At 70.2% G+C, this 22,511-nt stretch carries 18 protein-coding genes and 1 pseudogene; 9 read left to right on the top strand and 10 right to left on the bottom strand.

Annotated features, from left to right (window positions below; genetic code table 11):
• The first annotated feature begins 19 nt into the window (after positions 1 to 19).
• From ACIF6F_RS36980 to ACIF6F_RS36960, 5 genes are read left to right on the top strand one after another with little or no spacing between them, the layout of a single operon-like run.
• Positions 20 to 724, top strand: a complete 705-nt coding sequence (locus ACIF6F_RS36980; RefSeq protein WP_399958056.1) for a polysaccharide deacetylase family protein — start codon at positions 20 to 22, stop codon at positions 722 to 724.
• On the top strand, positions 721 to 3,111 hold the full coding sequence (locus ACIF6F_RS36975) for a hypothetical protein (protein ID WP_399958053.1): 2,391 nt from the start codon (positions 721 to 723) through the stop codon (positions 3,109 to 3,111). Before ACIF6F_RS36980 ends, ACIF6F_RS36975 begins: the two co-directional genes overlap by 4 nt.
• Positions 3,108 to 4,445 (top strand): lipopolysaccharide biosynthesis protein, encoded by a 1,338-nt coding sequence (locus ACIF6F_RS36970; protein ID WP_399958050.1) that lies wholly within the window; start codon positions 3,108 to 3,110, stop codon positions 4,443 to 4,445. Before ACIF6F_RS36975 ends, ACIF6F_RS36970 begins: the two co-directional genes overlap by 4 nt.
• Before the next feature lie 58 nt (positions 4,446 to 4,503).
• Positions 4,504 to 6,837 (top strand): glycosyltransferase family 4 protein, encoded by a 2,334-nt coding sequence (locus tag ACIF6F_RS36965; RefSeq protein ID WP_399958047.1) that lies wholly within the window; start codon positions 4,504 to 4,506, stop codon positions 6,835 to 6,837.
• On the top strand, positions 6,834 to 8,600 hold the full coding sequence (locus tag ACIF6F_RS36960; RefSeq protein WP_399958044.1) for a glycosyltransferase: 1,767 nt from the start codon (positions 6,834 to 6,836) through the stop codon (positions 8,598 to 8,600). The genes ACIF6F_RS36965 and ACIF6F_RS36960 overlap by 4 nt, the downstream gene beginning before the upstream one ends.
• Here the strand turns inward: ACIF6F_RS36960 and ACIF6F_RS36955 are convergent.
• The 4 genes and pseudogenes from ACIF6F_RS36955 to ACIF6F_RS36940 form a co-directional block, all read right to left on the bottom strand.
• A complete protein-coding gene (locus ACIF6F_RS36955) occupies positions 8,578 to 9,708 on the bottom strand; it encodes a cellulase family glycosylhydrolase (RefSeq protein ID WP_399958041.1) in 1,131 nt (376 codons plus the stop codon). The two genes, ACIF6F_RS36960 and ACIF6F_RS36955, sit on opposite strands and share 23 nt — an antisense overlap.
• Before the next feature lie 386 nt (positions 9,709 to 10,094).
• Positions 10,095 to 10,298, bottom strand: a complete 204-nt coding sequence (locus ACIF6F_RS36950) for a cold-shock protein (RefSeq protein ID WP_399958037.1) — start codon at positions 10,296 to 10,298, stop codon at positions 10,095 to 10,097.
• Between the two features lie 425 nt (positions 10,299 to 10,723).
• Positions 10,724 to 11,912, bottom strand: a pseudogene (locus ACIF6F_RS36945) (IS110 family transposase).
• A 499-nt stretch (positions 11,913 to 12,411) separates the two neighbouring features.
• On the bottom strand, positions 12,412 to 12,828 hold the full coding sequence (locus ACIF6F_RS36940) for a hypothetical protein (protein WP_399958107.1): 417 nt from the start codon (positions 12,826 to 12,828) through the stop codon (positions 12,412 to 12,414).
• Between the two features lie 195 nt (positions 12,829 to 13,023).
• Between ACIF6F_RS36940 and ACIF6F_RS36935 the strand changes: the two genes are divergently transcribed.
• On the top strand, positions 13,024 to 13,317 hold the full coding sequence (locus ACIF6F_RS36935; protein WP_399958034.1) for a DUF6207 family protein: 294 nt from the start codon (positions 13,024 to 13,026) through the stop codon (positions 13,315 to 13,317).
• 93 nt (positions 13,318 to 13,410) lie between these two features.
• Here the strand turns inward: ACIF6F_RS36935 and ACIF6F_RS36930 are convergent, their stop codons facing one another.
• Positions 13,411 to 14,682, bottom strand: a complete 1,272-nt coding sequence (locus tag ACIF6F_RS36930) for a Kelch repeat-containing protein (RefSeq protein ID WP_399958031.1) — start codon at positions 14,680 to 14,682, stop codon at positions 13,411 to 13,413.
• A 734-nt stretch (positions 14,683 to 15,416) separates the two neighbouring features.
• Here ACIF6F_RS36930 and ACIF6F_RS36925 point away from each other — a divergent pair.
• The gene (locus ACIF6F_RS36925; protein WP_399958104.1) at positions 15,417 to 16,862 is read left to right on the top strand and encodes an NF041680 family putative transposase; all 1,446 of its coding nucleotides are present in this window, start codon (positions 15,417 to 15,419) and stop codon (positions 16,860 to 16,862) included.
• A gap of 240 nt (positions 16,863 to 17,102) precedes the next feature.
• A complete protein-coding gene (locus ACIF6F_RS36920) occupies positions 17,103 to 17,942 on the top strand; it encodes an IS5 family transposase (protein ID WP_399958028.1) in 840 nt (279 codons plus the stop codon).
• Between the two features lie 189 nt (positions 17,943 to 18,131).
• On the opposite strand, the gene ACIF6F_RS36915 is transcribed toward ACIF6F_RS36920, so the two are convergent.
• Together ACIF6F_RS36915 and ACIF6F_RS36910 are read right to left on the bottom strand one after the other, a co-directional pair.
• Positions 18,132 to 18,701: a hypothetical protein gene (locus tag ACIF6F_RS36915; RefSeq protein ID WP_399958025.1), complete on the bottom strand. Its 570-nt coding sequence runs from the start codon at positions 18,699 to 18,701 to the stop codon at positions 18,132 to 18,134.
• A gap of 319 nt (positions 18,702 to 19,020) precedes the next feature.
• Entirely contained in the window at positions 19,021 to 19,653 is a 633-nt protein-coding gene (locus ACIF6F_RS36910) for a hypothetical protein (protein ID WP_399958022.1), read from the bottom strand.
• A gap of 366 nt (positions 19,654 to 20,019) precedes the next feature.
• On the opposite strand from ACIF6F_RS36910, the gene ACIF6F_RS36905 reads away from it, so the two are divergent.
• Positions 20,020 to 20,610: a hypothetical protein gene (locus ACIF6F_RS36905; protein WP_399958019.1), complete on the top strand. Its 591-nt coding sequence runs from the start codon at positions 20,020 to 20,022 to the stop codon at positions 20,608 to 20,610.
• Positions 20,611 to 20,916: 306 nt separating this feature from the next.
• Here the strand turns inward: ACIF6F_RS36905 and ACIF6F_RS36900 are convergent, their stop codons facing one another.
• The 3 genes from ACIF6F_RS36900 to ACIF6F_RS36890 form a co-directional block, all read right to left on the bottom strand.
• Positions 20,917 to 21,543 (bottom strand): hypothetical protein, encoded by a 627-nt coding sequence (locus ACIF6F_RS36900; RefSeq protein ID WP_399958017.1) that lies wholly within the window; start codon positions 21,541 to 21,543, stop codon positions 20,917 to 20,919.
• Between the two features lie 203 nt (positions 21,544 to 21,746).
• Positions 21,747 to 22,046, bottom strand: coding sequence for a hypothetical protein (locus ACIF6F_RS36895; protein ID WP_399958014.1), 300 nt, complete (start codon positions 22,044 to 22,046; stop codon positions 21,747 to 21,749).
• A 301-nt stretch (positions 22,047 to 22,347) separates the two neighbouring features.
• Positions 22,348 to 22,500, bottom strand: a complete 153-nt coding sequence (locus ACIF6F_RS36890; protein ID WP_399958101.1) for a three-helix bundle dimerization domain-containing protein — start codon at positions 22,498 to 22,500, stop codon at positions 22,348 to 22,350.
• Positions 22,501 to 22,511: the final 11 nt, after the last annotated feature.

Raw genomic sequence — 22,511 nt, 5'->3', positions numbered from 1 at the left:
CCGCACGGGCCCTTCCGTCGTGGTGACGACGAGCTGGGACGACGGGCACCGGCTCGACGACCGCCTCGCCGGGCTCCTGGACCGGTACGGCATCGCCGGCACGTTCTACATCGCACCGCGCAACGTCGAGCTCCCCCTCCACGACCGGCTGTCCCCGGCCGGGATCCGGGAGCTGGCCGAGCGGTTCGAGATCGGCGGGCACACCCTGACCCACCGGCGGCTGCCCCGGCTGACGGACGCCGAGGCCACCCACGAGATGCGGGCCGGCAAGGAGGAGGTCGAGGCCGTGACGGGCACGCCCGTCACGAGCTTCTGCTACCCGCGCGGCGAGTACACCGGGGCCCATGTGGCGTCCGCCCGCGCCCTCGGCTTCCGGTGCGCGCGCACAGTGCGGCGCCATTCGCTGGCCGACGGTCCCCCGCTCGAACTGCCCACCACCGTCCACGCCTTCGCCCACCGCCTCGACGGTCCGACCGCCTTCCGCCTGGCCCGGGGGCGGCCGTGGACCGCCGCGGGACTGTTCCTGCGGTGGGACGAGCTCGCCCTGCGGTGGTTCGACCTCTGCCTCGAGCTCGGGGGCGTCTTCCACCTGTGGGGCCACAGCTGGGAAGTCGAGGCCCGCCACGACTGGCGGCGGCTGGAGCGGGTGCTCTCCCACGTCGGGGGCCGCCCCGGAGTCCGCTACCTCTCCAACCGCGACCTGCCCGGTACGGCACGGCCATGACCTCGAGCCCGCAGGCAACGGACCGCGCCCCGGAGGCAGACCTCGCGGCGGAGCCGGTGAACGGCCGGCTGCGCGCACGGATCGACGCCCGCAAGGCCGTCCTAGCGCTGTCCGTGGCGGCCTGTCTGCTCGAACTCCTCCCCGGGGTTCCCGCTCCCTTGCTGACGGCGTCCGGTGTGTGGCTCCTGCTGGCCGCGCCGGCCGCGGTGTGGTGCGGGCCCTGCTCCCGCATCGTGTCGACCCGGGACGGCCGCGTGCTGCTCGCCGCCGGCTTGGCGGTCCTCTCCTCCGTCGTCGTGGCGCTGGCCGTCAACTCGGTGCTTCCGCTCGTCGGTGTGGCAGGGCCCCTCACCCGCCCGGCGCTCGCCGTCGGCTCGCTCCTGTCCGTCATGGCCACCGCCGCCCTGACGGACCCCCCGGCCAGGGAGCCGGGTGCCCCGCCGCGGTGGCCGCGGGCCGGATCACCGGGGCCGCCAGCCGGCCTCGCCGCCGTGACGGGCCTGGGCTGCCTCGTGCTCGTCCTGTCCGTCGCGGGACCCATCCGGCTCAACAACCAGCTGGGGTGGGAGGTCAGTGGCGCCGCGCTGGTCGCCATCGCGTGCCTCCTGGGCCTGCTGATGATCCGGGGCGGGCGGTACTCCTCGTCCGTCGTGGGAACCGGTCTGTTCCTCGCCGCCGCCGGACTGCTGCTCCTGAGCTCGCTGCGCGGCTGGTACATCACCGGCCACGACATCCAGCGCGAGTACGAGGTCTTCGGGCTCACGGCGAACCGGAACCACTGGGACATGGCGGCCTTCCGAGACCCCTACAACGCCTGCGCGAGCATCACCGTGCTGCCGACAGCCTGGGTGCGCCTGACCGGAATCCCGGGCACGTACGTCTTCAAGATCGTCATGCCGCTGCTCTTCGCACTGGCGCCGGCGCTTGTTCACCGATCGGTGCGCAACGTGGCGCCTCCGTTCCTGGCGGTGCTGTCGGCCGTCCTGTTCATGGCGTTCCCGACGTTCTTCACGGACATGATGTTCCTGGCCCGTCAGGAAGTGGCCTTCCTCTTCCTCGGGTGCGCCATGCTCGTGCTGACCGACACCGGCCGGGCCCTGCGCAGACGCAGGATCGCCTTCGTGCTGCTGTCCGTCGGCATCGTCCTGGCGCACTACTCCACGGCGTACGTCGTCCTCGCGGCCCTCGCGCTGGGACTCGGCGCGGACCTCTGCTGGCGGCTGCTCTCCCGCACCGGGCGGTCACGCGAGCCGTCCAACGCCCGGCCCGCCTTCGTGACCTGGTGGATCGTCGTCTCCGTCGCGGCCGGTGCGCTCGTGTGGACCGGCCCGCTGACGCACACGGCCGGTCACCTCCGCTCCACCCTCGTCGCCACCGTGCAGGAGGTGACGGGCGGCGACCAGCAGCGGACCTGGTCCTCGGACGTGTCGTACAGCCTGTTCGGCGGGGCGGGCGGCAGCCCCGAGGAGCGGCTCCGCGACTTCCGCGCCGCCACCCTGCGCGACACCGCCGCAGAGCGGTCCGCCGGGGTGTTCGTCCCGGGAGCCACCGACTCCGCCGCGTCGGTCAAGGCCGCTCCCGTGCCCCGAGCCCCGCTCACCCCGCTCGGCCGGGCGGCCGAGGCCGGGGGCGTCGACGTGTCGGCGGTGGGCGGCTTCCTGCGCCAGGCAGCCGCCCGGCTGTGGCAGGTGTTCCTGCTGCTGGGCGTGATCACCACCTTTTGGGGCCGCCACCGGCAGTTCCGTCCCACCCGGGACCAGGTGACGCTGACCGCCGGCATGGTCGTGGTCATCGGGATGCTCACCGTCCTGCCGCAGCTCTCCGTCGAGTACGGCGTCCTGCGCGCCTTCCAGCAGGGGTTGTTCGTCTTCGCGCCCTTCATCGCCGCCGGCCTGATGTGGGCCTGCCGGTGGGCGGGACGGCGCCGGGCCCGGGCACTGGCCTGCTCCCTGGTGCTGCTGCTGTTCTTCGACCTGACCGGCCTGCTGCCCCGGCTCTTCGGCGGCAACCCGCCCCAGTTGCACCTCGACAACGCCGGCACGTACTACGCCATCTACTACCCCCACGCCGAGGAACGGGCGGCGATGTCCTGGCTGACCGCCCGCATTCCGCCCGGCGAGCTGGGGGACGTCCAGTCGGAGAACCTCAGCGACCGCTACAACCTGAGCACGTCGGGGACGTCCGTGCCCACCACCGCGCGGAACGACATCTACCCGCTCCTCATCCGCAAGGACGCCCCCGTCCTCCTGGGCACGGCAACGGCCCGCCGGGGCGAGGCGACCATCTTCTACCACGGCGACCTGGTGACCTACGTCTATCCGACGGGGCTCCTGGACGAGACGAAGAACAAGGTCTACAGCAGCGACGGAGCGGAGGTCTACCGATGAAGACGCCGACGCAGTCGCTCTCGGAGGCGTCCGCACGTCCTGCCGGCAGGGGCGCGCCGCGCACGGACCAGCTGACCCGCAGCTCGTTCTTCCTGATGGCCTCGTCGCTGGTGATGGCCACACTGGGATTCGTCTTCTGGATCATCGTGGCGCGCCTGTACTCCCCTGCACAGGTGGGCCTGGCCACGACCTTGATCTCGGCGACGGAGCTGATCGCCTTCTTCAGCCTCTTCGGGCTCAACAGCACGCTCATCCGCTTCCTCGCCCCCGACGGCGCCCGGAACGCGCAGATCACCACCTCGGTCCTGCTCGTGACCGGCGCCGCCTGCGTCCTGGCCTCGGGCTATCTCTTCGGCCTGCGCTGGTACGGCCGGAGCCTGTCGTTCGTACGGGCCGACCTGCTGCTCTCGGCCGCCTTCGTGGCTTTCTGCGTCTTCGCCGCCCTCAACCAGCTGACCGACGCGGTCTTCATCGGGGCCCGCCTGCCGCAGTACAACCTCCTCGTCGACGGAGGCGTCCAGGGGCTGACGAAGATCACTCTGCCCCTGCTGCTCGTGGGCGCGGGCTCGTACGGAATCGTCGCCGCCTCCGGTGGCGCCTGCGCCGCCGCGGTGCTCGCCTCGTTCTTCCTGCTCTGGCGCAAGGCGGGCTTCCGCTTCGACGTCCGGCTGCGCCGCGCCCCCAAGCCCGCGCAGGCCGGCTTCTCGGCCGCGAGCTACGCGTTCAGCGCGCTGACCCTGGTACCGATCCTGGTGACGCCGCTGATCGCACTGCACTGGCTCGGCCCCGCCGCCGCCGGCTACTACTTCGTCGCCTTCCAGATCGCGAACCTGCTCAACACCTTGTCCGACAACGTCGGAGAGGCCCTGCTGGCCGAGGTCTCCCACGACGGGGCGCGGTTCTCGGAGATGCTGCGGCGCTCGGCCGTCATCCTCGCCGCGGTGCAGATCCCGGCGTCCGTGGTCCTCGTCGCCGCGGCCGGGCTGGTCCTGCGCCTGTTCGGGACCGCCTACGCGGACCACGCCCAGGGCCCCTTGATCGTCCTCACCCTCGGCGCCCTGGCCGTGTCCCTGCGGACGTGGGCCAGCTTCGGGCTCAAGCTGGCCGGGAGCCTGCGCCACCTCGTCCTGAGCGGCGTCGTCCTCACCGCGGTGACCGTCGGCCTCGCCGTCGCGTGGGCGCCGAGAGGGCTGCTGTGGATCGGCTGGGCATGGCTGGCCGGCAACCTCGCCTCCGGCGTCTACGGATCGCTGGCCCTTCTCGCCGCCCGCCGGCGGATGTCCCAACACAAACCCCTTGTACCCGTACCTCCTCCCAACGAAGGGGACCGCTGATGAACACCATCGCGACCGTCCCGCCGGCGCTCGTGCACCGGCCGGGGAAGGAGGGGTCATGACACCGCGCACCGTCCTGCTCGCCTCCCCCTACTTCCCCCCCGTCCTGGGAGGGCTGGAGCAGTACGTCCACCACCTCGCACGCTCGCTCGGCACGAGGCACGGACTGCGGGTGGTGGTCGCCACGACCGCACCCCGCGGAACCCCGTTCGGCCGGTACGACCACCCCGACGGGTTCCCGGTCTACCGGCTGCCGGCTCCGCTGCACATCTCCCACACGCCGCTGGGCCCGTACTGGACCGGCTGGCTGCGCGAGGTGCTCCGGCGGGAGAGGGTGGAACTCGTCAACGCGCACGCCCCGGTGCCGCTGTTCGCCGACGCCGCGGCACGGGCGTGCGGCGACCTGCCGTTCGTGCTGACCTACCACACCGGCCGGATGCGCAAGGGGCGCCTCCTGCCCGACCTGGTCTGTGCCGCGTACGAACGGACGCTGCTGGCCCGCACGGCCGGGCGCGCCCAGGAGATCGTGTGCTCCTCCGACTACGTCCCGGCCGACCTCCCGGAGATCTTCGCAGGCCGTTGCACGACCATCTCGCCGGGAGTGGTCCTGGAGGACTTCCCGGAGAGCCCGGTGCCCGATGCGCCGCGCATCCTGTTCGTCGGTTCGCTCGAGAAGTCCGCCGCCTACAAAGGGCTCCCCGACCTGCTGCACGCGGTCAGGGACTTGGCGGAGGAGTTCCCCGACGTCCACCTCGACGTGGTCGGAGACGGCTCGGGGGCCGCCGACCACTCGGCCCTCACCCACAGGCTGGACATCGCTCGGCACGTGACCTTCCACGGCCGGGCCGAGGGCCCGGACCTGGCCGCGGCCTACCGCGATGCCCGTGTCCTCGCCCTGCCGACGCACTTCGACAGCTTCCCGTGCGTGCTCGTCGAGGCCATGGCCTGTGGGCGTCCGGTCGTCACCACACCCCTGGGCGGCATCCCCTCGCTCGTCTCGGACGACGGCAACGGCCTCCTGGTGCCTCCCGGGGACGGGCCGGCGCTGGCCCGGGCCCTGGGATCGGTCCTGCGGGACCGTGCCCTGGCACAACGCCTCGGCAGCGCCGGTCACGAGCATGTGGCCCGCGAACTGACCTGGGACCGGCAGAGCGACCGGACCGTCGAGGTCTTCGAGCGGGCTGCCGACCCCGGGCGCCGGGCCCGCACCGTAGCCGTCGTCGCGCCCAACTTCCCCCCGCGGCGCGGCGGTGTCGAGCACTACGCGCACCGCGTCGCCCAGGCGGTCGCGGCGGATCCGGGGATGCGGGCGGCGGTCATCACCGCGAGCACCACCAGCCGGCGCACTTCCGTGGCCCTCGAGGACGGGGTGCCGGTCGTCCGGCTCGGCACCTGGGTACGCCACCTCAACACGCCGGTCAATCCGCTGTGGCCGTTCCAGCTGCGCCGCTGGCTGCGCCGGCTGCACGTCGACGTCGTCCACGCCCACGCCCCCGCCCCCGGCCTCGGCGACCTGGGCATCGTCTGTTCCGGGCCGCGGCCCGCCGTCCTGACCTACCACGCCGGATCGATGCTCCAAGGGCACAAGGACGTCGACCTGCTGGTCCACGCCTACGAGCGGTACGCCCTGCCCCGGGTGTTCGACCGCGCCGACGTGCTCGTCGCCAGCTCTCCGGTCTCCCTCGCCTCCGGTCGTCCCGGGGCCGTGGAGATCTCACCGGGCGTCGACGTCGAGCAGTTCACCCCCGGCCCCAAACCCTCCACCCGGCCACCCACCATCGTCTACGTCGGCCGGCTCGACCGCGCCTCACCCTGGAAAGGCATCGACGTACTCCTGCACGCCTTCGCCCTCCTGGCACCCCAGGCCCCTGAAGCCACCCTCCGCCTCATCGGCGGAGGCGACGCCGCCGCCGACCACGCCGCCCTCGCCGAACACCTCGGCATCACCGACCGCGTCGAATTCACCGGGTGCGTGCCCGGCGACGTCCTGCGCGACGCGATGCGCAACGCGGCGGTGCTGGTGCTGCCCTCCCTGACCGCCGCCGAGTCCTTCGGCATGGTCCTGGTTGAAGCCATGGCCTGCGCCACCCCCGTCATCGGCTCCGACGCCGGCGGCATCCCGTACGTCATCCAGCACGACGTCACCGGCCTCATCGTCCCCCGCGCCGACCCCAAGGCCCTCGCCGCCGCCTGCACCCGCGTCCTCCACGACGGAGACCTCGCCGACCGCCTCGGCACCACCGGCAGGCAACACGCCGAACAGCGCTTCGCCTGGCCCGCACTCACCGACCGCTACCTCGACCTCTTCCGCTCGCTCCCCCTCACCACACCGACCGGCCGTGCGCAGCGGGGCCGGTCCCCGGCGGGTCCCCCGTCAGGAGTCCTCTCATGAAGCCGCATTCGGTCCTGATCGTGATGCCGCAGTTCCCGCCCGGAGCGGATCCGGTGGCCCGGTACGCGTGGCAGCTCGCACGCCTGCTGCGCAACCGGCACGACTACCGGGTGGCGGTCGCCGCACCCGCGGGGCGGGGGGGCCGGCCGGGGCGCTACGAAGGCCCGGCCGGCATACCCGTGCACCTCCTGGGTGCACCGGGGTCCCGCCCTGCCCGGCACTGGGGCCGCCACCTGCGCGGCATCGCCGAGGCGGAGGACGTGGACCTGGTCGACGTCCACGCGACCGCACGTCTGCTCGCCGCCGCGGCCCGTGCCTGCCGCGGCGGCCCGGCCCTCGTATGGACCTGCCACGACGGCGCGCCGACGGAAGCGCCCCGGGCGCCGGGCCGTGCGGGCGACGACCGCCGGCGGGCGGGCTTCGGCAGGGCCGCCGCCCGGGCACACGAGATCGTCTGCCTCGCGGACTCCACGGCCCACCTGCCCGGCGGCCTCGCGGCCACGGCCACCGCGATCGGCCGCCCGGAGGACCGCAGCGCCATGCCCGGCGCCCGCTCGGCCGAGCTGTGCGACCGTACCGTCGAGGTCTTCGAGCGTGCCGCCGACCCGGCGCGCCGGGCCCGCACCGTCGCCGTCGTCGCGCCGTACTACGCACCGCACATCGGCGGTGTCGAGCACTACGCGCACCGCGTCGCGCACGCGGTCGCGGCGGATCCGGGGATGCGGGCGGCGGTCATCACCGCGAGCACCACCAGCCGGCGCACCTCCGTGGCCCTCGAGGACGGGGTGCCGGTCGTCCGGCTCGGCACCTGGACGAGCCGGTACGTGAACACGCCGGTCAATCCGCTGTGGCCGTTCCAGCTGCGCCGCTGGCTGCGCCGGCTGCACGTCGACGTCGTCCACGCCCACGCGCCCGTCCCCGGCCTCGGTGAACTTGCGGTGCTGGCGTCCGGGAAGCGGCCGACGGTCCTGACCTACCACGCCGGCACCATGGTCAAGGGAGACCGGCTCCGCGACCGGCTCCTGGGCTGCTACGAGCGGTACGCCCTGCCCCGGGTGTTCGACCGCGCCCGCGCTCTGGTCGCGGTGTCACCCGCCTCGCTCGCCTCCGGTCGTCCCGGGGCCGTGGAGATCTCACCGGGCGTCGACGTCGAGCAGTTCACCCCCGGCCCCAAACCCTCCACCCGGCCACCCACCATCGTCTACGTCGGCCGGCTCGACCGCGCCTCACCCTGGAAAGGCATCGACGTACTCCTGCACGCCTTCGCCCTCCTGGCACCCCAGGCCCCTGAAGCCACCCTCCGCCTCATCGGCGGAGGCGACGCCGCCGCCGACCACGCCGCCCTCGCCGAACACCTCGGCATCACCAACCGCGTCGAATTCACCGGACCGCTCACCGGGCCCGCCCTCGTCACGGAAATGCGCAACGCGGCGGTGCTGGTGCTGCCCTCCCTGACCGCCGCCGAGTCCTTCGGCATGGTCCTGGTTGAAGCCATGGCCTGCGCCACCCCCGTCATCGGCTCCGACGCCGGCGGCATCCCGTACGTCATCCAGCACGACGTCACCGGCCTCATCGTCCCCCGCGCCGACCCCAAGGCCCTCGCCGCCGCCTGCACCCGCGTCCTCCACGACGGAGACCTCGCCGACCGCCTCGGCACCACCGGCAGGCAACACGCCGAACAGCGCTTCGCCTGGCCCGCACTCACCGACCGCTACCTCGACCTCTTCCGCTCGCTCCCCCTCACCACACCGACCGGCGCCTGAGGGCGGCCACCGCCTCGCGCAGGGCCCCCAGAGCGGGTTTCGCGCTCCCGTCGGCCCGGCGCAGACCGAAGAAGTTCTCGTTGTCCCCCCGGTCCGTACCGAGATCGCGTTCGGCGTACCAGATCAGAGCGGCGACGTACGGGGTGGCGGCGGCCGTGCGCACGGCGTCCTCGGCGATCAGCGCCTGCCGCTGCTCGGTCACGTGCGTGACCCCCGCGCCGACGGTGCCCGGCCGGCCGTCCGACGCCGCTCCCGGACCGTTCGTCGGTGCGCCGAACTCCGTGATCCACACGGGCAGCTTCGGGGTGCCGTTCGCGATCAGGACGCTCCTGATGCTGTCCCGCACACCCTCCATCCGCTCCCACGCGGTACGCCACCGGGTCACGGCGCTCGCCAGGAACGGGTAGGTGTACGGGTGGTAGCCGACGGCGTCGACCAGGCGGTTCCCGCCCCGCACCGACACCTCCTGGAGGAACTCGGTCTGGGAGACGTCACCGTCCTCCGTACGGGTCGCGGCCAGACCGCCCAGGATGACGTACGCAACGGGGTCGCGCTCGCGCAGGGCCCGGCCGGTCATCCTCAGGAGCACCGTGTACGCACCCGCGTCCGGGGCCGGCTTCCACGAGCGGGTGAGGTTGGGCTCGTTCCAGACCTCCCAGGTGTGCACCCCCCGCGGGGCGTAGCGGGCCGCGGCGGCGCGGGCGAAGGCGGCGAACTGCTCGGGTCTGGCCGGCCGGCACTCCTTGTCGGCGCAGCCCGCGGGGCGGGCCCACGGGGGCGTGAAGCCGAGGATCGGCAGCAGGGACAGGCCTCGGGCCTCCACCGCGGCGACGACCCTGTCGAACCCTTCCCACTGGAAGGTGTCCGGCCCGTCCGCCTGCACGCTCGCCCACGACAGGTCCGCCCGGACCCACCTGGCGCCCACCGCCACGGCGTCGTCGAGGGCGGCGCCGAGCTCCTGGTCGGACATCCTGACCAGCCGGTCGCCGTAGGCGATGCCCACGCGCAGGCCGGCCACGGGCTGCGGCGCGCATCCCAGGAGCATCCCCGCCAGCCACAGGAGCACCAGCATCAGCCCCATCGAGCGGCGTCCGTTGCTCCCCGCCACCCGGGGCTTCCGGTCTCTCGAAGCCTTCATGCAGATGGGTGGCCGGGGGCCCGGGTCCACGGGGCCCGGCCGTGCCGTTCACACCTCGCCCAGGAGGAAACGACGGCCGCGGCCGCAGGCCGACCGCGGCCGCAGGCGGGTGGACCGGCCATCGGAACGCTGCGCCCCTCATCCATGCCACCAGCCTGCACCCCCGCCATGGATGGCGCAGCGCGACGACCACCCACGCGGCGTCCGCCGCCTTCGCCGTCACGTGCCCGTCCCGGGCGAGTCCGGCTCTGGCACGGGATGCCACCTCGGGACTGTAAATCGTTTCGATTGACAGACCCGGCAGACGGCGGGAGCGGCCGGTTGAGTGACGTCGTTCCCGCTGTCGGCTCTTGGGTCTACCGGCGCTGGACTTGTTCGGCCTGGATTCCCTTGGGGCCTTTGGCGACGTTGTAGTCGACGCGGTCGGCTTCGTGGAGTTCCTTGAAGCCGGCGGACTGGACGGCGGAGTAGTGGACGAACAGGTCCGGGCCGCCGTCGTCCTGGGTGATGAACCCGTATCCCTTCTCGGCGTGGAACCACTTCACGGTGCCTGTCGCCATCTTCGCCTCCTCGATCGTTCCGTTCGTGCCAAATTCGGATGGCGTCCACGGCGCTTCCCGCCGCGGAGGGCCCGCCGGACGAGAGTCTGCCGCCCCTCCGCCGACGGGCAAGCCGACTCACGTGACCGGACAAGCACATCTCCCGCCCGCCCGGGGGACGGTTCACGGGCGGCGGGTGTAGGGGTGGAGCTGGTCGATCTCCTGGAAGCCTGCCTGCCGGTGGAGTTCTGCGACCAGGTCCTGGCTGCCGGCAAGGTCGGTGGGGGCCTCGAGGAGGACGACGAGTTCGCGGATGCGCCGGTCGGCGAGGTGCGCCAGGCACTGTCTCAGGAGAAGATGACCGGTCCGGTCCTCCTGGGGGGGGTGCCTCTATGTCTTTCGTCAAGGCGCTCAGGTTGGGTTTGGGGTGGTTTGGCTGGCTGGGGTCATGCGGCGAGTTCGATGTCTTCGGGGACGCGTGACTCGTAGAAGGTGCCGTCTCGGAGCATGGCGAACAGGACGCTGATGCGTTGGCGGGCGAGGCGGAGGAGGGCCTGGGTGTGGGTCTTGCCGCGGGCGCGTTGCTTGTCGTAGTAGGTGCGGGAGGCCGGGTCGGCGTTCATGCAGGCGAAGGCGGAGAGGAACATGGCGCGTTTGAGCTGCCGGTTTCCGCCGCGGGGTGAGTGTTCACCGTGGATCGAGGTTCCGGACTGCCTGGTGGTGGGGGCGAGGCCGGCGTAGGAGGCGAGGTGGGCGGCAGAAGGGAAGCTGGTGCCGTCGCCGACGGTGACCAGCAGGACGGCGGCGGTCCTGACGCCAACGCCGGGCATCGACGTCAGGACCGGGGAAAGAGGGTGGGCTTCCAGCAGGGCGTTGATCTGGGCTTCCAGGGCCCGGCGCTGGGCGTGGACGGTGGCCAGGGAGGTCGAGTGCGTCGAAGACCTCGTCGATGAGCCGGGTGGCCATGCGCGGGGCTTTCGGGCGGATCAGGTCGACGAGCTTGCGGCGGCCGGCTTTGCGCAGGGCGGCCGGGGATCCGTAGCGCCCCAGCAGCCAGGTGACGGCCTGGTGGTCCAGGCGGGGGCCGAGGACGCGTTCGAGGCTGGGGTGGAACTGGGTGAGCAGGCCGCGTATCCGGTTGCTGGTGCGGGTGGCCTCGGCGGCGAGGTCCTGGTCGAACCCGACGAGGACGGTGAGTTCGGCGGTGATCTCGTCGGTCAGTTCCAGCGAGCGCAGGGTGTGGGGCATGGTGCGGGCCGCGTCCGCGATCACGGCCGCGTCCCTGGCGTCGGTCTTCGCCTCGCCGGGGTAGAGGTCGGCGATCCGGCGCATCGCCAGGCCGGGCAGGTAGGCGACCTGGCAGCCCGCATCGCGGGCGACGGTCAGCGGGAGGGCTCCGATCGAGGCGGGCTGGTCCACGATCACCAGGACGGTGCCGAACTTCGCGGTCAGCTTGTCGAAGACGGCCCGCAGTTTCGGTTCGCTGTTGGGCAGCGGCTTGTCGAAGACCCTCTTCCCAGCCGGGGTCAGCCCGTGGCCGTGATGAGCGGTCTTGCCGACATCCAGACCCAGGAACACGCCCACGTCACTGGTGTCGAACACTGTGCTCTCCACTCCTTCGGTGTGGCTGGCCATGGCATCGGTGTCGTACTCGCGCATCCACGTTATGCAGACCTGCCGCCCGCGAGCTGTCCGGCGTTGCGCCGGACCGGGCGGTGGCCGGACCTCTCATCAGCGTCTCCGACGGCACCTCCCGGGCCCGGTGACACCACCCCCCCAGGTCATGCCTTCGACAGGGGGACACAGTCATGCCGGGCCCGGAGGCCAGCGGCCCTCTTGCAGGACCGCCCAAAACATAACGGGGGATGAGGCGGGCGGGCGTGAGGGACAACGGATGTGGTCGGCTCGGGTTACGCCCTGCCCTGGGGGAAGGCTTAGTGGTCGCGGTGTCGGCCGCTGGGTTCGGCGGTTGCCACCAGGACGAGTGCGAGGCCGGCGGGGAGCAGGAGCAGCAGCGTCAGGGTCATGACCGCGCTCCTGCCCCGGCCATGTCCCCTCATGCAGTGGTGCGCCCGCCGCCGGCCGCGCCTGGTCCGGCACGGCGGAGTGTTGGTGGGGGCCGGCGGTGAGGGAGTCAGTCGGTGGTTCGGGTGATGTGGGTGAGGGCGGTGTGGAGGTGGCGGATGGCGTCTTCGGCGTCTTGGTACTGCTGGGGTGTGGGGGCGATGGTGCCGAAGGTGGGGCCGTTGTCGTCGGGGAGGGCGCGCCAGTGGAGGACGGGGGTCAGGGCGGTGGCGGCGGCGCCGAGGAACCAGGCGAGGCGGCCGTGGACGTGTGCGAGGGCCAGCGCGACGGCGGCGAGGGCCTCGCGCAGGTGCGCGAGCCGGTCGATCACCGCCAGCGTCTCCTGCACGGCCGGCGGCCCGACGGCGGCGTCCAGCTCGGCGGCGGCTTTCGCCGCGACGGCGCGATCGGTGTCGCTCACCTGCCATGCCTGGTCGCGGATCTGCTGCTCGGCCTGGCCGGCGAGGTCCTCGATGATCGTCCGCATTTCCACGCCCGTGACCATAGTCCCGGCGGCTGCCTGGCGTGCAGCGTGTGGGCGGCCAGAAAGCGGTGCCCGGGTTGCCCGAGGCTCGGCAGGTGCGCGCGGGTCGTCAACGGCGCGGGCTGAGGCTCCGCCCGGGGCGGTGGTTTGCGCAGGGCAGGTCGAACCGGTCCGGCGAGGGTGGACATCGTGAGCGTCATGGACAGGAGCGAGATCGACCGCATGCACCTCGCCGAGCCCGGGCTGGTGGTGCTCACCCTCGCCGGGGCCGACGAGGAGACCGTGCTGGCCGCGGCGGCGGAGCTGGAGCGGTGGTGGGCGACGTCGGGGACCCCGAAGGTCCGGCGTGTGCCGGGCGCGCGGCTCCCGGGCTGCATAGCACCGCCGCCGCCGACATCGCAGCCTTGGCCAGCGAGCTCGTCCGCGTGTCGGTCATCGCGGACCGAGAAGCAGGCGCGACCTGGGAAGAGATCGGCCGGCCTCACGAGTTGACCGCCGATGCTGCACGCGCCCGGTGGGGTCACCTCAGGCCTCATCTGGCCACCCGAGCAGCCGTCCTCGTGACCACCGAGCTCAAACAGACAGTTAGCAGTGTTTGTAGAGCTCGGTGGTGGTGAGGAGGGATTGGGTGCCGAAGCCGCCGGTGGTCAGGACGTTTCCGTTGGCGAGGAGGGTTGCGGTGGCGTTGTCGCGGGCGTTGAGGAGGGGTCCTGTGGGTGACCAGGTGTGCTGTTGGGGGTCGTAGAGCTCGCTGGAGGCGAGGGCGCCGTTGCCGCTCTGGCCGCCGGCTACCAGGACTTTGTTGCCGGGGAGCGGGGTGGCGGTGTGCTGACTGCGGGCGGTGGTCAGTGCGCCGGTTGCCGTCCAGGTGCCGGTGACGGGGTCGTAGAGCTCGCTGGAGGCGAGTTCGGCGCTGGATGCGCTTTGGCCTCCTGCTACCAGGACGTGATGGTCGGGCAGGAGCGTGGCGGTGTGCTGGCTGCGGGCGGTGGTCAGTGTGCCGGTTGCCGTCCAGGTGCCGGTGGCGGGGTCGTAGAGCTCGCTGGAAGCTGTGGGGCCCAGGGTGGTGAGTCCTGCCGCTGCCAGGACCTGCCCGTTGGGCAGGAGGCTGGTCGTGCCGCTCTCACGGGGGATGGTCATCGATCCCGTCGCCGTCCAGGTTCCGGTGGCGGGGTCGTAGATCTCGGCGGAGGCGGTGGGCTGGATCTCGAGCTGGATGACGGCCTCGCCGCCGGCTACGAGTACCCGATTGTCGGGCAGGAGGGTGGCTGTGGCGTTCTCCCTGGCCTCGGTCATCGATCCGGTGGCGGACCAAGTGCCGGTGAGGGGGTCGAAGAGTTCCGCTGTCGCGAGTACGCCGCTGGTCCCGTTGCCTCCGCCCGCAATGAGGACTTTTCCATTGGGCAGGAGGGTGGCGGTCGCCTCCGCACGCGGCGTGGCGAGTGACCCGGCCGGCGACCAGATACCGGTGCGGGGGTCGTAGACCTCCGCGGAAGCCAGCAGCCTGCCCTGGCCGAACCCGCCGACGACCAGGACTCTACCGTCGAGCAGACGCGTCGCCGTGGCGTTCTCCCGGGCGTCCGTCAACGAGCCCGTCGCCGACCATGTACCGCAGACCGGGGCGATCACACCGCCCACACCCACCTGGTTCCCTTGGCCGGTGGTGGCGTTGTCGCCGTAGCTGATGCTGCCGCAGGCATCGGTGTTGTGGTCGCCCCCGACCTCGATGACGCACACGAAGCCGGGCTTGTCACCGTCACCCTTCCCGTGCTCGGCGTAGGCGGCGGGGCAGAGCCACGACCCTGTAAGCGCGAGGAGGGCAGTTGCTGTGGCGATGGCGAGGTGTGTGCGACGCATGCGTGTCTTCGGCTCCCCATGTTGCGGATGTGGTTGCAGCTTCCACGGTGTGCATGTGCGGGAAGGGGAGGCGCGACCGCGAGTGACTCCGTTAGGGGTCATGCCACCTGGGCAGCTCCAACATCTCCATACAGGGTTAGGCACGGCACTTACGAGGGATCGGGTTCTCAATCAGGCACTGAGCTTGTTCTTTATCTTCCGCCCGCGTCGTAGGGCGGGGACGGAAGGTTCCAGACGGCGTCAGACCGACTGACGATCTTTCGAAGTGGCGACATAGCCTGCATCACGGTGTCGAGGAGGGCTCGGGCTTCGAGAGGGTTGCCGCAGCAGTACCAGTGCACGTTGTCCCACTCGTAGTCATGCCACAGATCACGCTCGGGCTGGTGGACGTAGTCCTTCCACAGGCCCACAGCCGCGCTGACGTCGCCTGGCTGCAGATAGTTGCGTGTGTGCTCGAGACGGATGATCTCGGACAGTGCACGCGAAGACAGGCCGTCGATGACTGGCCTTGCACCTGTTGTCCGGTGGCTGCCGGGGGCGCCGGCACGGATCTGTCCTGGCCGTCTACGCGGCATGGACCTTTCGGTTCGTCGTCATGCGGTACATGGTGCCACGGTCTCGAATGGCATCTCGAACGGATTCGCTCGCAAGGGGATTCGCCGGACGCGGAGGCGGCCTTCGTCTGATCATGTGCTCCGACCAAGGTGCACGTGACCACGACGAAGGCCGTGAGGGTGAGTCTGCTGCCTGATGCTGTCCGGCGGGAAGCGTTCGCAGAAGCGTCACGCTTCCGGGGCGAGTTCTACGAGTGTCTGACTGCCCGGCGGGATGAGTTGTTCGAGCTCACCGACGCGCTGCTGTGTGTCGACGGGCCGGTCACCTCGCCGGTGGAGTTGACGCTGGTGCCCGAGCACCGGCGTGGTCACGGCGCTTTGTACGGAGCCCTCAACCGCGGCCGGATCGACGTCGACAGGTTGCGGGCCCTGTTGGCCGACATGCCACTGCCGCGCTTCGACGGTGACCGCCTGGTGCTCGCGGTCGACGTGTCACCGTGGCTGCGCTCGGACGCGCCGTGCTCGGCGGACAGGTTGTTCTGCCATGTCTACGGCCGGGCGAAGTCCGCCTCCCAGTTCATCCCGGGCTGGCCGTACTCCTTCGTCGCCGTCCTGGAGCCCGGCGCCACCTCGTGGACCGGGATTTTGGACGTGGTCCGGCTCGGACCCGAGGACGATGCGACCGCGGTCACCGCCGCCCAGCTCCGTGCTGTGGTGGAACGGCTTATCGCGGCCGGCCAGTGGACGCCTGGGGACCCGGACATCACGATCGTCATGGACGCCGGTTATGACGTCACCCGTCTGGCCTGGGTATTGCGCGATCTCCCGGTCGAGCTGGTCGGCCGGATCCGCGGCGACCGGGTGATGCGGCTGCCGAAGCCGCCCCGCGTCTACAACCCCAAGGGCGGACATCCCCCCAAGCACGGGCCGGAGTTCCGCTTCAACAAACCCGAGACCTGGCCCGAACCGGCGATCACCACGGCCACCGACACCGCCAACTACGGCATGGCCGAAGCTCAGGCGTGGGACCGGGTCCACCCGCGGCTGACCCACCGCTCGGCCTGGCTGGAGCACGACGGTGAACTCCCCATCGTCGAGGGCACCTTGGTCCGCCTCAAAGTCGAGCACCTCTCCAAGGAGCGGGAGGCGCCGCAAGTCTGGCTGTGGTCATCGAAGACCGGAGCCGCCCCGGCGGACGTGGACCGCTGGTGGCAGGGGTTTCTGAGGAGATTCGACCTGGAGCACACTTTCAGGTTCGGAAAACAGACGCTCGGCTGGACCACCCCGAAACTGCGTACACCCGAGGCAGCAGACCGCTGGACCTGGCTCCTGGTCGTCGCGCACACCCAGCTCAGGCTCGCCCGGCCGCTGGCCGCCGACCTCCGCCGGCCCTGGGAGAAGCCGACCAGGCCCGAACGCCTCACCCCGGCCCGGGTCCGCCGGGGGTTCAGGAACATCCGAGCCCACCTGCTCTGCCCGGCCCGTGTTCCCCAACCTCGTGGCGCTGGTCCCGGACGGCCGCCCGGGACCAAGAACCGCCGTCCCGCACCCCGCTACGACGTGGGCAAGACCGTCAAACGTCCCGAGACTCTCAAGGCCATCGGCAGACCTGGTAGATCCTGGTAGAAAAAGAACAAGCTGAGAGGGCGTTTCGCTCACTTCTACTACCTTTACAGGTAGTTCGTGGCGAGCGGCTGCTGAGTCAGAAGGAGCAGATGGTCTCCATGGGATGGAAGAGGCCGTGAAGGCGTTGTTGCGCCCCGTCTGCTCCTGTTTCATCCCATGAGATACGGGTTCGCTCCGGATGCTTCCGTTTCGGCTTCGCGCGCCCTGTCGGCCCCTTCGCGTGTGCGGCCTCCTGGGAGTATGAGCGAACGTCGGCGGAATCCGAGTGACTTGTCCGATGCGCGGTGGGCCCTGGTGGAGCCGCTGCTGACAGGCTGGCGGGACGACAAGGCCCGCCACGGACTGAACATCGGCACCCCGCCCCAGCATGATCTGCGCGACCTGCTCGACGCGATCGTCTACGTGGTCCGCACCGGGATACCCTGGCGCTACCTCCCGCACGACTACCCGCACTGGAACACAGTCTACGGCTACTTCGGACGGTGGGAGAGGGACGGCATCTTCGAGCACCTGAATGCACTGCTGCGGCGCCGGGTCCGCGAGGAAGAGGGCCGCACCGCGGAGCCGACCGGCTTCATCATCGACGCGCAGAGCGTGAAGACCTCGACCAACGTCCCCGTGCGGGAACAGGGCGCCGACGTGGGCAAAAAGATCGTCGGCCGCAAACGGAGCATCATCATCGACACCACCGGCCTGATGCTCACCGTGCTCGTCACCGCGGCCAGCATCCAGGACTCGGTCGCCGGCGAACGCCTCCTCGACCGGCTCGCCGCCGACCACCCCGGGCTGCGCAAAGGCTGGGCTGACCGCGGCTACCGCGAGTACCTCGTGGACCACGCCGCCCGACTCGGCATCGACCTCGAAGTCGTCCGCCGCACACCCGGCAGCAAGGGCTTCATCGTCCTGCCCCGCAGGTGGGTGGTCGAACGCACCCTGGGCTGGCTCATGCACCACCGCCGCCTGGCCCGCGACTACGAAGCCCTGCCCACCCGCTCCACCGCCATGATCTACATCGCGATGATCGCCCTCATGACCCGCCGCCTCACCCACGAATCCACCCCAACCTGGCGAGGCGCATGAACCGCACCAAGCGCGCAGAGCGGGATGAAACAACGGGTCAAAACGCCCTCTGAGCTGACACAAGACCACCTCCGCAGCGTCAGAAACAGGCTCTGACCAGGGACGGGGCACCCCTTTTATCCCGTCGCGGGTGTCGGTGTCATGTGTCAGGCAGCGCTGAACAGCCACGCCTCCGTCTGGGTGCGGGCATTAGCCTTGTACGTAGGCGTAGTTTGCGCCGATGGGAGTGGCTGCATTGTATCGGCAGGTGACCACTGTGGAGGTGCACTCGATGGTTGTGCCTCCGAACACGGGGTCCACGTTCATGTGGATGATGACTTGGCCGATGGTCTGGTTTCCTTCGTTGATTACGTCGTACCAGGCTGTGCCGGGATTGTGGCTGAAGAAGTAGAAGGTGAGCCAGTAGACGTGGGCTTCGTTGCGCTCGCCGCTGTGTGGCAGGAGGGGCTGTGAGCCTACGGCGGGGCTGCGTTCGAAGTTGTCGGTCTTCTGCCGGAGGCGGAGGGAGTATCGGCTGTTGTTGAATACGGCGAATCCCTTTGCCTCCGGTGGGCTGACGACTGTGTGCCCTTGTCCGGTGGTGGCGTTGTTGCCGTATTTGATGCTGCCGCAGGCGTTGTGGTTGTGGTTGCCTTCGACCTGGATGTAGCAGAGATTGCCGTTGTCTTTGCCGTGGTCGTCTGCGTGTGCGGTAGCGGCGAGTGTGGTGAGGGTGAGGAGTGCTGTGGCGGCGGCAAGTGCGGTGCGCACGTAGCGCATACCGGTCTCTCCTTGTGACTGAGGGTGGGGCTCTTTCGTATCTTTGTGGTGCGTGGGCGGGGGTGGGGGAGCGCAGCGGACCCGCCTGCGGTCCGAATTCCGTCCCTGTGAAACGGGGGCACCTCCCGTGCTGCGTGGGAGGCCCTGGCCTGCGGCCTGGTCCGGAGCGAACTTGGCCCTAGGTCAGAGCACGTCTGCGGCGTCTCGGAGAGACATTCGGAGACGCTTGAAGCCAGCTGGGCAAGCCGTGCCGAGTCTGCCGATGGGCCCGCCCTCTACACGTTGCGTGAAGCCTGCGATGCCGGGCCCTTTTTGGGTGTTAGCTGAGGGGGCGGGAGATGGAGCAGGTGCTTGTGACGACGGGGCCGCATACTTCAACGAAGACTGCGGCTGGGGAAGTGGCGACGATGCGGAGTCCGTAGGGCAGGGGGTTGGGTCCTACCTGGTTCCATCCGATGTTCGGCGGCAGCTGGTCGCCGACGGGCTGAACGGTGCCTGTGATCTGCCTGCCGCCGACGGTGAGTGTGAAGTTGATATCTTCCAGGTTGGTGGCGCACCAGTCCACTGAGGGGTCGCCTGCATTCAAAGTGGCGGGGGGTTGGAAGCCGGGCCTGAAGCCGCCGAATCCGGTTGTAGCGGTGCCGCTCACGGGCACGCCGGGGTCGGTGCTGTTTTGCCAGCGGAAGCTTGTTCCCTCTGTGTCCGGGCAGGCTGCGGTGTTTCTGATGGTCCCGAGTCCTACGATGGAGTGAGCCTGTCCGGTGGTGGCGTTGTCGCCGTATTCGATGTCGCGGCAGGCGTTGTGGTTGTGGTTGCCTTCGACGTGGATGAAGCAGGAGTTGCCCCCGCGCTTGTTGCCCTCGTCGTCGCTGTTGTCAGCGTGTGCGGTGGTGATTCCGGTGAGCGCGAGAAGTGTCGTGGCGATTGCGAACGCGGGGCGTGTGTAGCGCATCCGGTTTCCCTTTCTCTGGGCAGGTGTGGTTTCCCCATGTTGGTTGCGGAGGGGCGCGGGGTAAGGGAGGCATGGCCGTAGTGTGGTTCGGTCGAACGCCGTTGGGGGAACGGCTGTTGGCGGGGAGCCCCGAATCGGCCACGCCCCGCGGAGTCTGAAGCGAAGCGGAAGACCCCGGCCGAAGCTCGCGCAGCGAGCGCCGGCCCGGTCCTTCCGCTTCGCTCCGAACTTGGGGTCTGCTCCGCTCCCCCACCCGGGTCCTTCCGGCTGCGCCTGCAAGAGCAACACGGCCCACCTCCCCCAACACGCACCCGCACACCCACAAGATATAAACGCCACACCAATTGTCAAACAAGGAGAAAAGGGATGCGCTACACGCGCCCGGCACTCACCATCGCCACAGCCCTCCTCGCCCTCACTGGACTCGGCACCACCGCGCAAGCAGACAACAATAGTGATGGCAAGGACGGGAAGAGCAACATCTGCTTCATCCACGTCGAAGGCAACCACAACCACAACGCCTGCGGCAGCATCAAATACGGCAACAACGCCACCACCGGACAGGGGCACGTGGTCAGGCTGGGAAGTACCGATTCGTGTGACCACGCGACAATTCGTTTGCAGAACACCACTGCCCCGGGCGTGACGGTGACGGCAGACGGTACATCAGGTGCAGGCTTCTACCCCGGTTTCGCACCCCCTGCTGTTCTTACCCCTGGAGAATCAGCAACGTGGTGCAGTCAAGGCAGGCCGAACCAGACCTTCACCATCGCGTTCAACATTTCTGTATTCGGCAACCTGGAAATCCAGGGCAGCGCCGCGGAGGACGGCACCCGAACCTGGGGGCCTACACCGTCCAGCGGGGGTGATTGGGGGATGATGGACATCAGCACTACTGGAGCCCCCGCCCTCGCCATCTGCACCATTGGCACTCCTGGTTGCCAGGAAGGCAGCTGACGGTACTGAGCCTTCCCCAGCCTGCCTAGGCCCGGAGGGGCTCGGATCCCGGGCGGTCCGGCCACCTACGCAGAAGCGTCTGCGCAGGTGGCCCTGGGGCTTACTCAAGAAGCGTCCGGGCCACGCGCCAGCACAGCCCTGAACTCGACGAATCCAAGATCACTAGAGCTTGGGATCAACCCTGCGGTCGACAGCCCGCCACAGGCACTTCCGCACGCCGCGATGGACAACCGTAGCGACCACACTTCGCATGCCCGAGCTGCCTCCAGGCGTCCACGAGGGAGTAGGCCGCGCCACCCGAGGCAGTCAGCTACCTTCCTGGCAGGGAGGGTCCCCGGGAATCTGCTGTCCAAGAGTGCAGACTGCAACGACGATCCGATCACGGGTACCGTCGAGGACAGAAAGTCCGTAGGTGCCGTCATCGGATGTGAAAGTGATGGTCTGAGGGCCAATCAGGTTGACTGATCCTGTAACTCCGGAGCCGAATGCCGAAAATCTGAACATGATGTTGGCGTCGCCGTCATCGGAATCGTCAGAGGTACACCAAGTCGCCGGAGTAATGCCTGGCACAAGGCTGGTGGAGGGAGCCGAGAAGTTACCATCGAATCCATACGGAGACTGGGTTGAGGCATCACCCTGAATTGTGACGCCAGGAGCCGTGTGGTTGTACCAAGTCAAGCTGACTGTTTCACAGCCGGATTGGCGAATGCTACCGAGCCCCAAGACACTCTGACCCTGTCCAGTGGTGGCGTTATCGCCGTACTTGATGTCGCCGCAGGCGTTGTGGTTGTGGTTTCCTTCGACCCGGATAAAACAGACGTCTCCGTTGTGGTGTTTTGCAGACTCGTCGTTGTCGTCGGCGTGTGCGGCGCCGAGCGAGCTGAGCGCGAGGAATGCAGTGGCAATGACGAGTGCGGGTCGCGTGTAGCGCATCAGGTCTCCTTGTCAGCCAGGGCAGGCACCTAGTTTGGGTGGGAACTGCACTGGGCTGGGGGAGGCGTAACTAGTCGGTTGGGTGAATCGCTGTAGCGCCATCGCGATGACGCCCCCCTGCCCCGCAGCTGATCGACTGCCACCGCCGAGGAGACCCGCCGCCGTGTGCGGCGGGTGTGCGTTTCAGGTGCGGCGCCGGACGGTCAGGCGGGGCTGTAGCTGCGGATGACCGCCCGCACGCCCGGCCGGGCGCTGGCCAGATAGCGCAGGAGTTCGGCATGGGAGGCGCAGGCGTGCACAAGGATGCAGCGGCCCCACTGGTCCGTGAAGTGAACCGTCAGGACCGCTTGCCGGCCGCAGGCACGATGTCCGGGCGCCTGCACGGGGTCGGACACCTCACAGCCGCCGGGCAGGGCGTCCGTACGGATCCGCAGGGCGCCGCCGAGGGCGTCCAGGAACGCGGCCGCTGCGGTCCGGCGCCGGGCGGCGGCCGGGGCCGTCACGGAGGCCGGTGCGGACGCGGGGCGCGGGGTGAAGCGGCGCCCGGAAGGCGGGGCCGGCTGCGGCGCCGCGCGGACGGGCCGCGGTGCAGGGGCGGGCACGGGGGCCTGGGCGGGGCCGCGGAGCGCCCGGAGTTCCTCGAGGAGCCGCCGGGTGGAGGCGCGCGCTCGGCGCGCTCCTGGCCCGTCTCGCGGTCGTCCTCCGCCCATTCGTCGGGAGCTGGGGCCCGCGGGGCGGGGCGGGACGCGGGGGCGCGGCGGGGAGTTGGGCGGGTAGTCCTGCGCACCGGGGCCGGCCGTGGCGTCACGGCGGCCGGTACGGCGGCGGTGCGGGCTGCCGTGGGGACTCTGCGGGGGCTCGTCGCTCCATGATGACGGGAAGGTAGGTCCGCACGCGCGCGTACTTGAGCTCCTCGAACGCCGTGTGAAGCGACCCGCGCACCACTGCGGCGTCCACGTGGGGGTGTG

The sequence above is a fragment of the Streptomyces sp. NPDC086023 genome (genome assembly GCF_044540325.1).
Classification (GTDB): domain Bacteria; phylum Actinomycetota; class Actinomycetes; order Streptomycetales; family Streptomycetaceae; genus Streptomyces.
The sequence above is the reverse complement of the archived record's forward strand: the minus strand, read 5'-3'. Positions and strand labels throughout refer to the sequence as shown.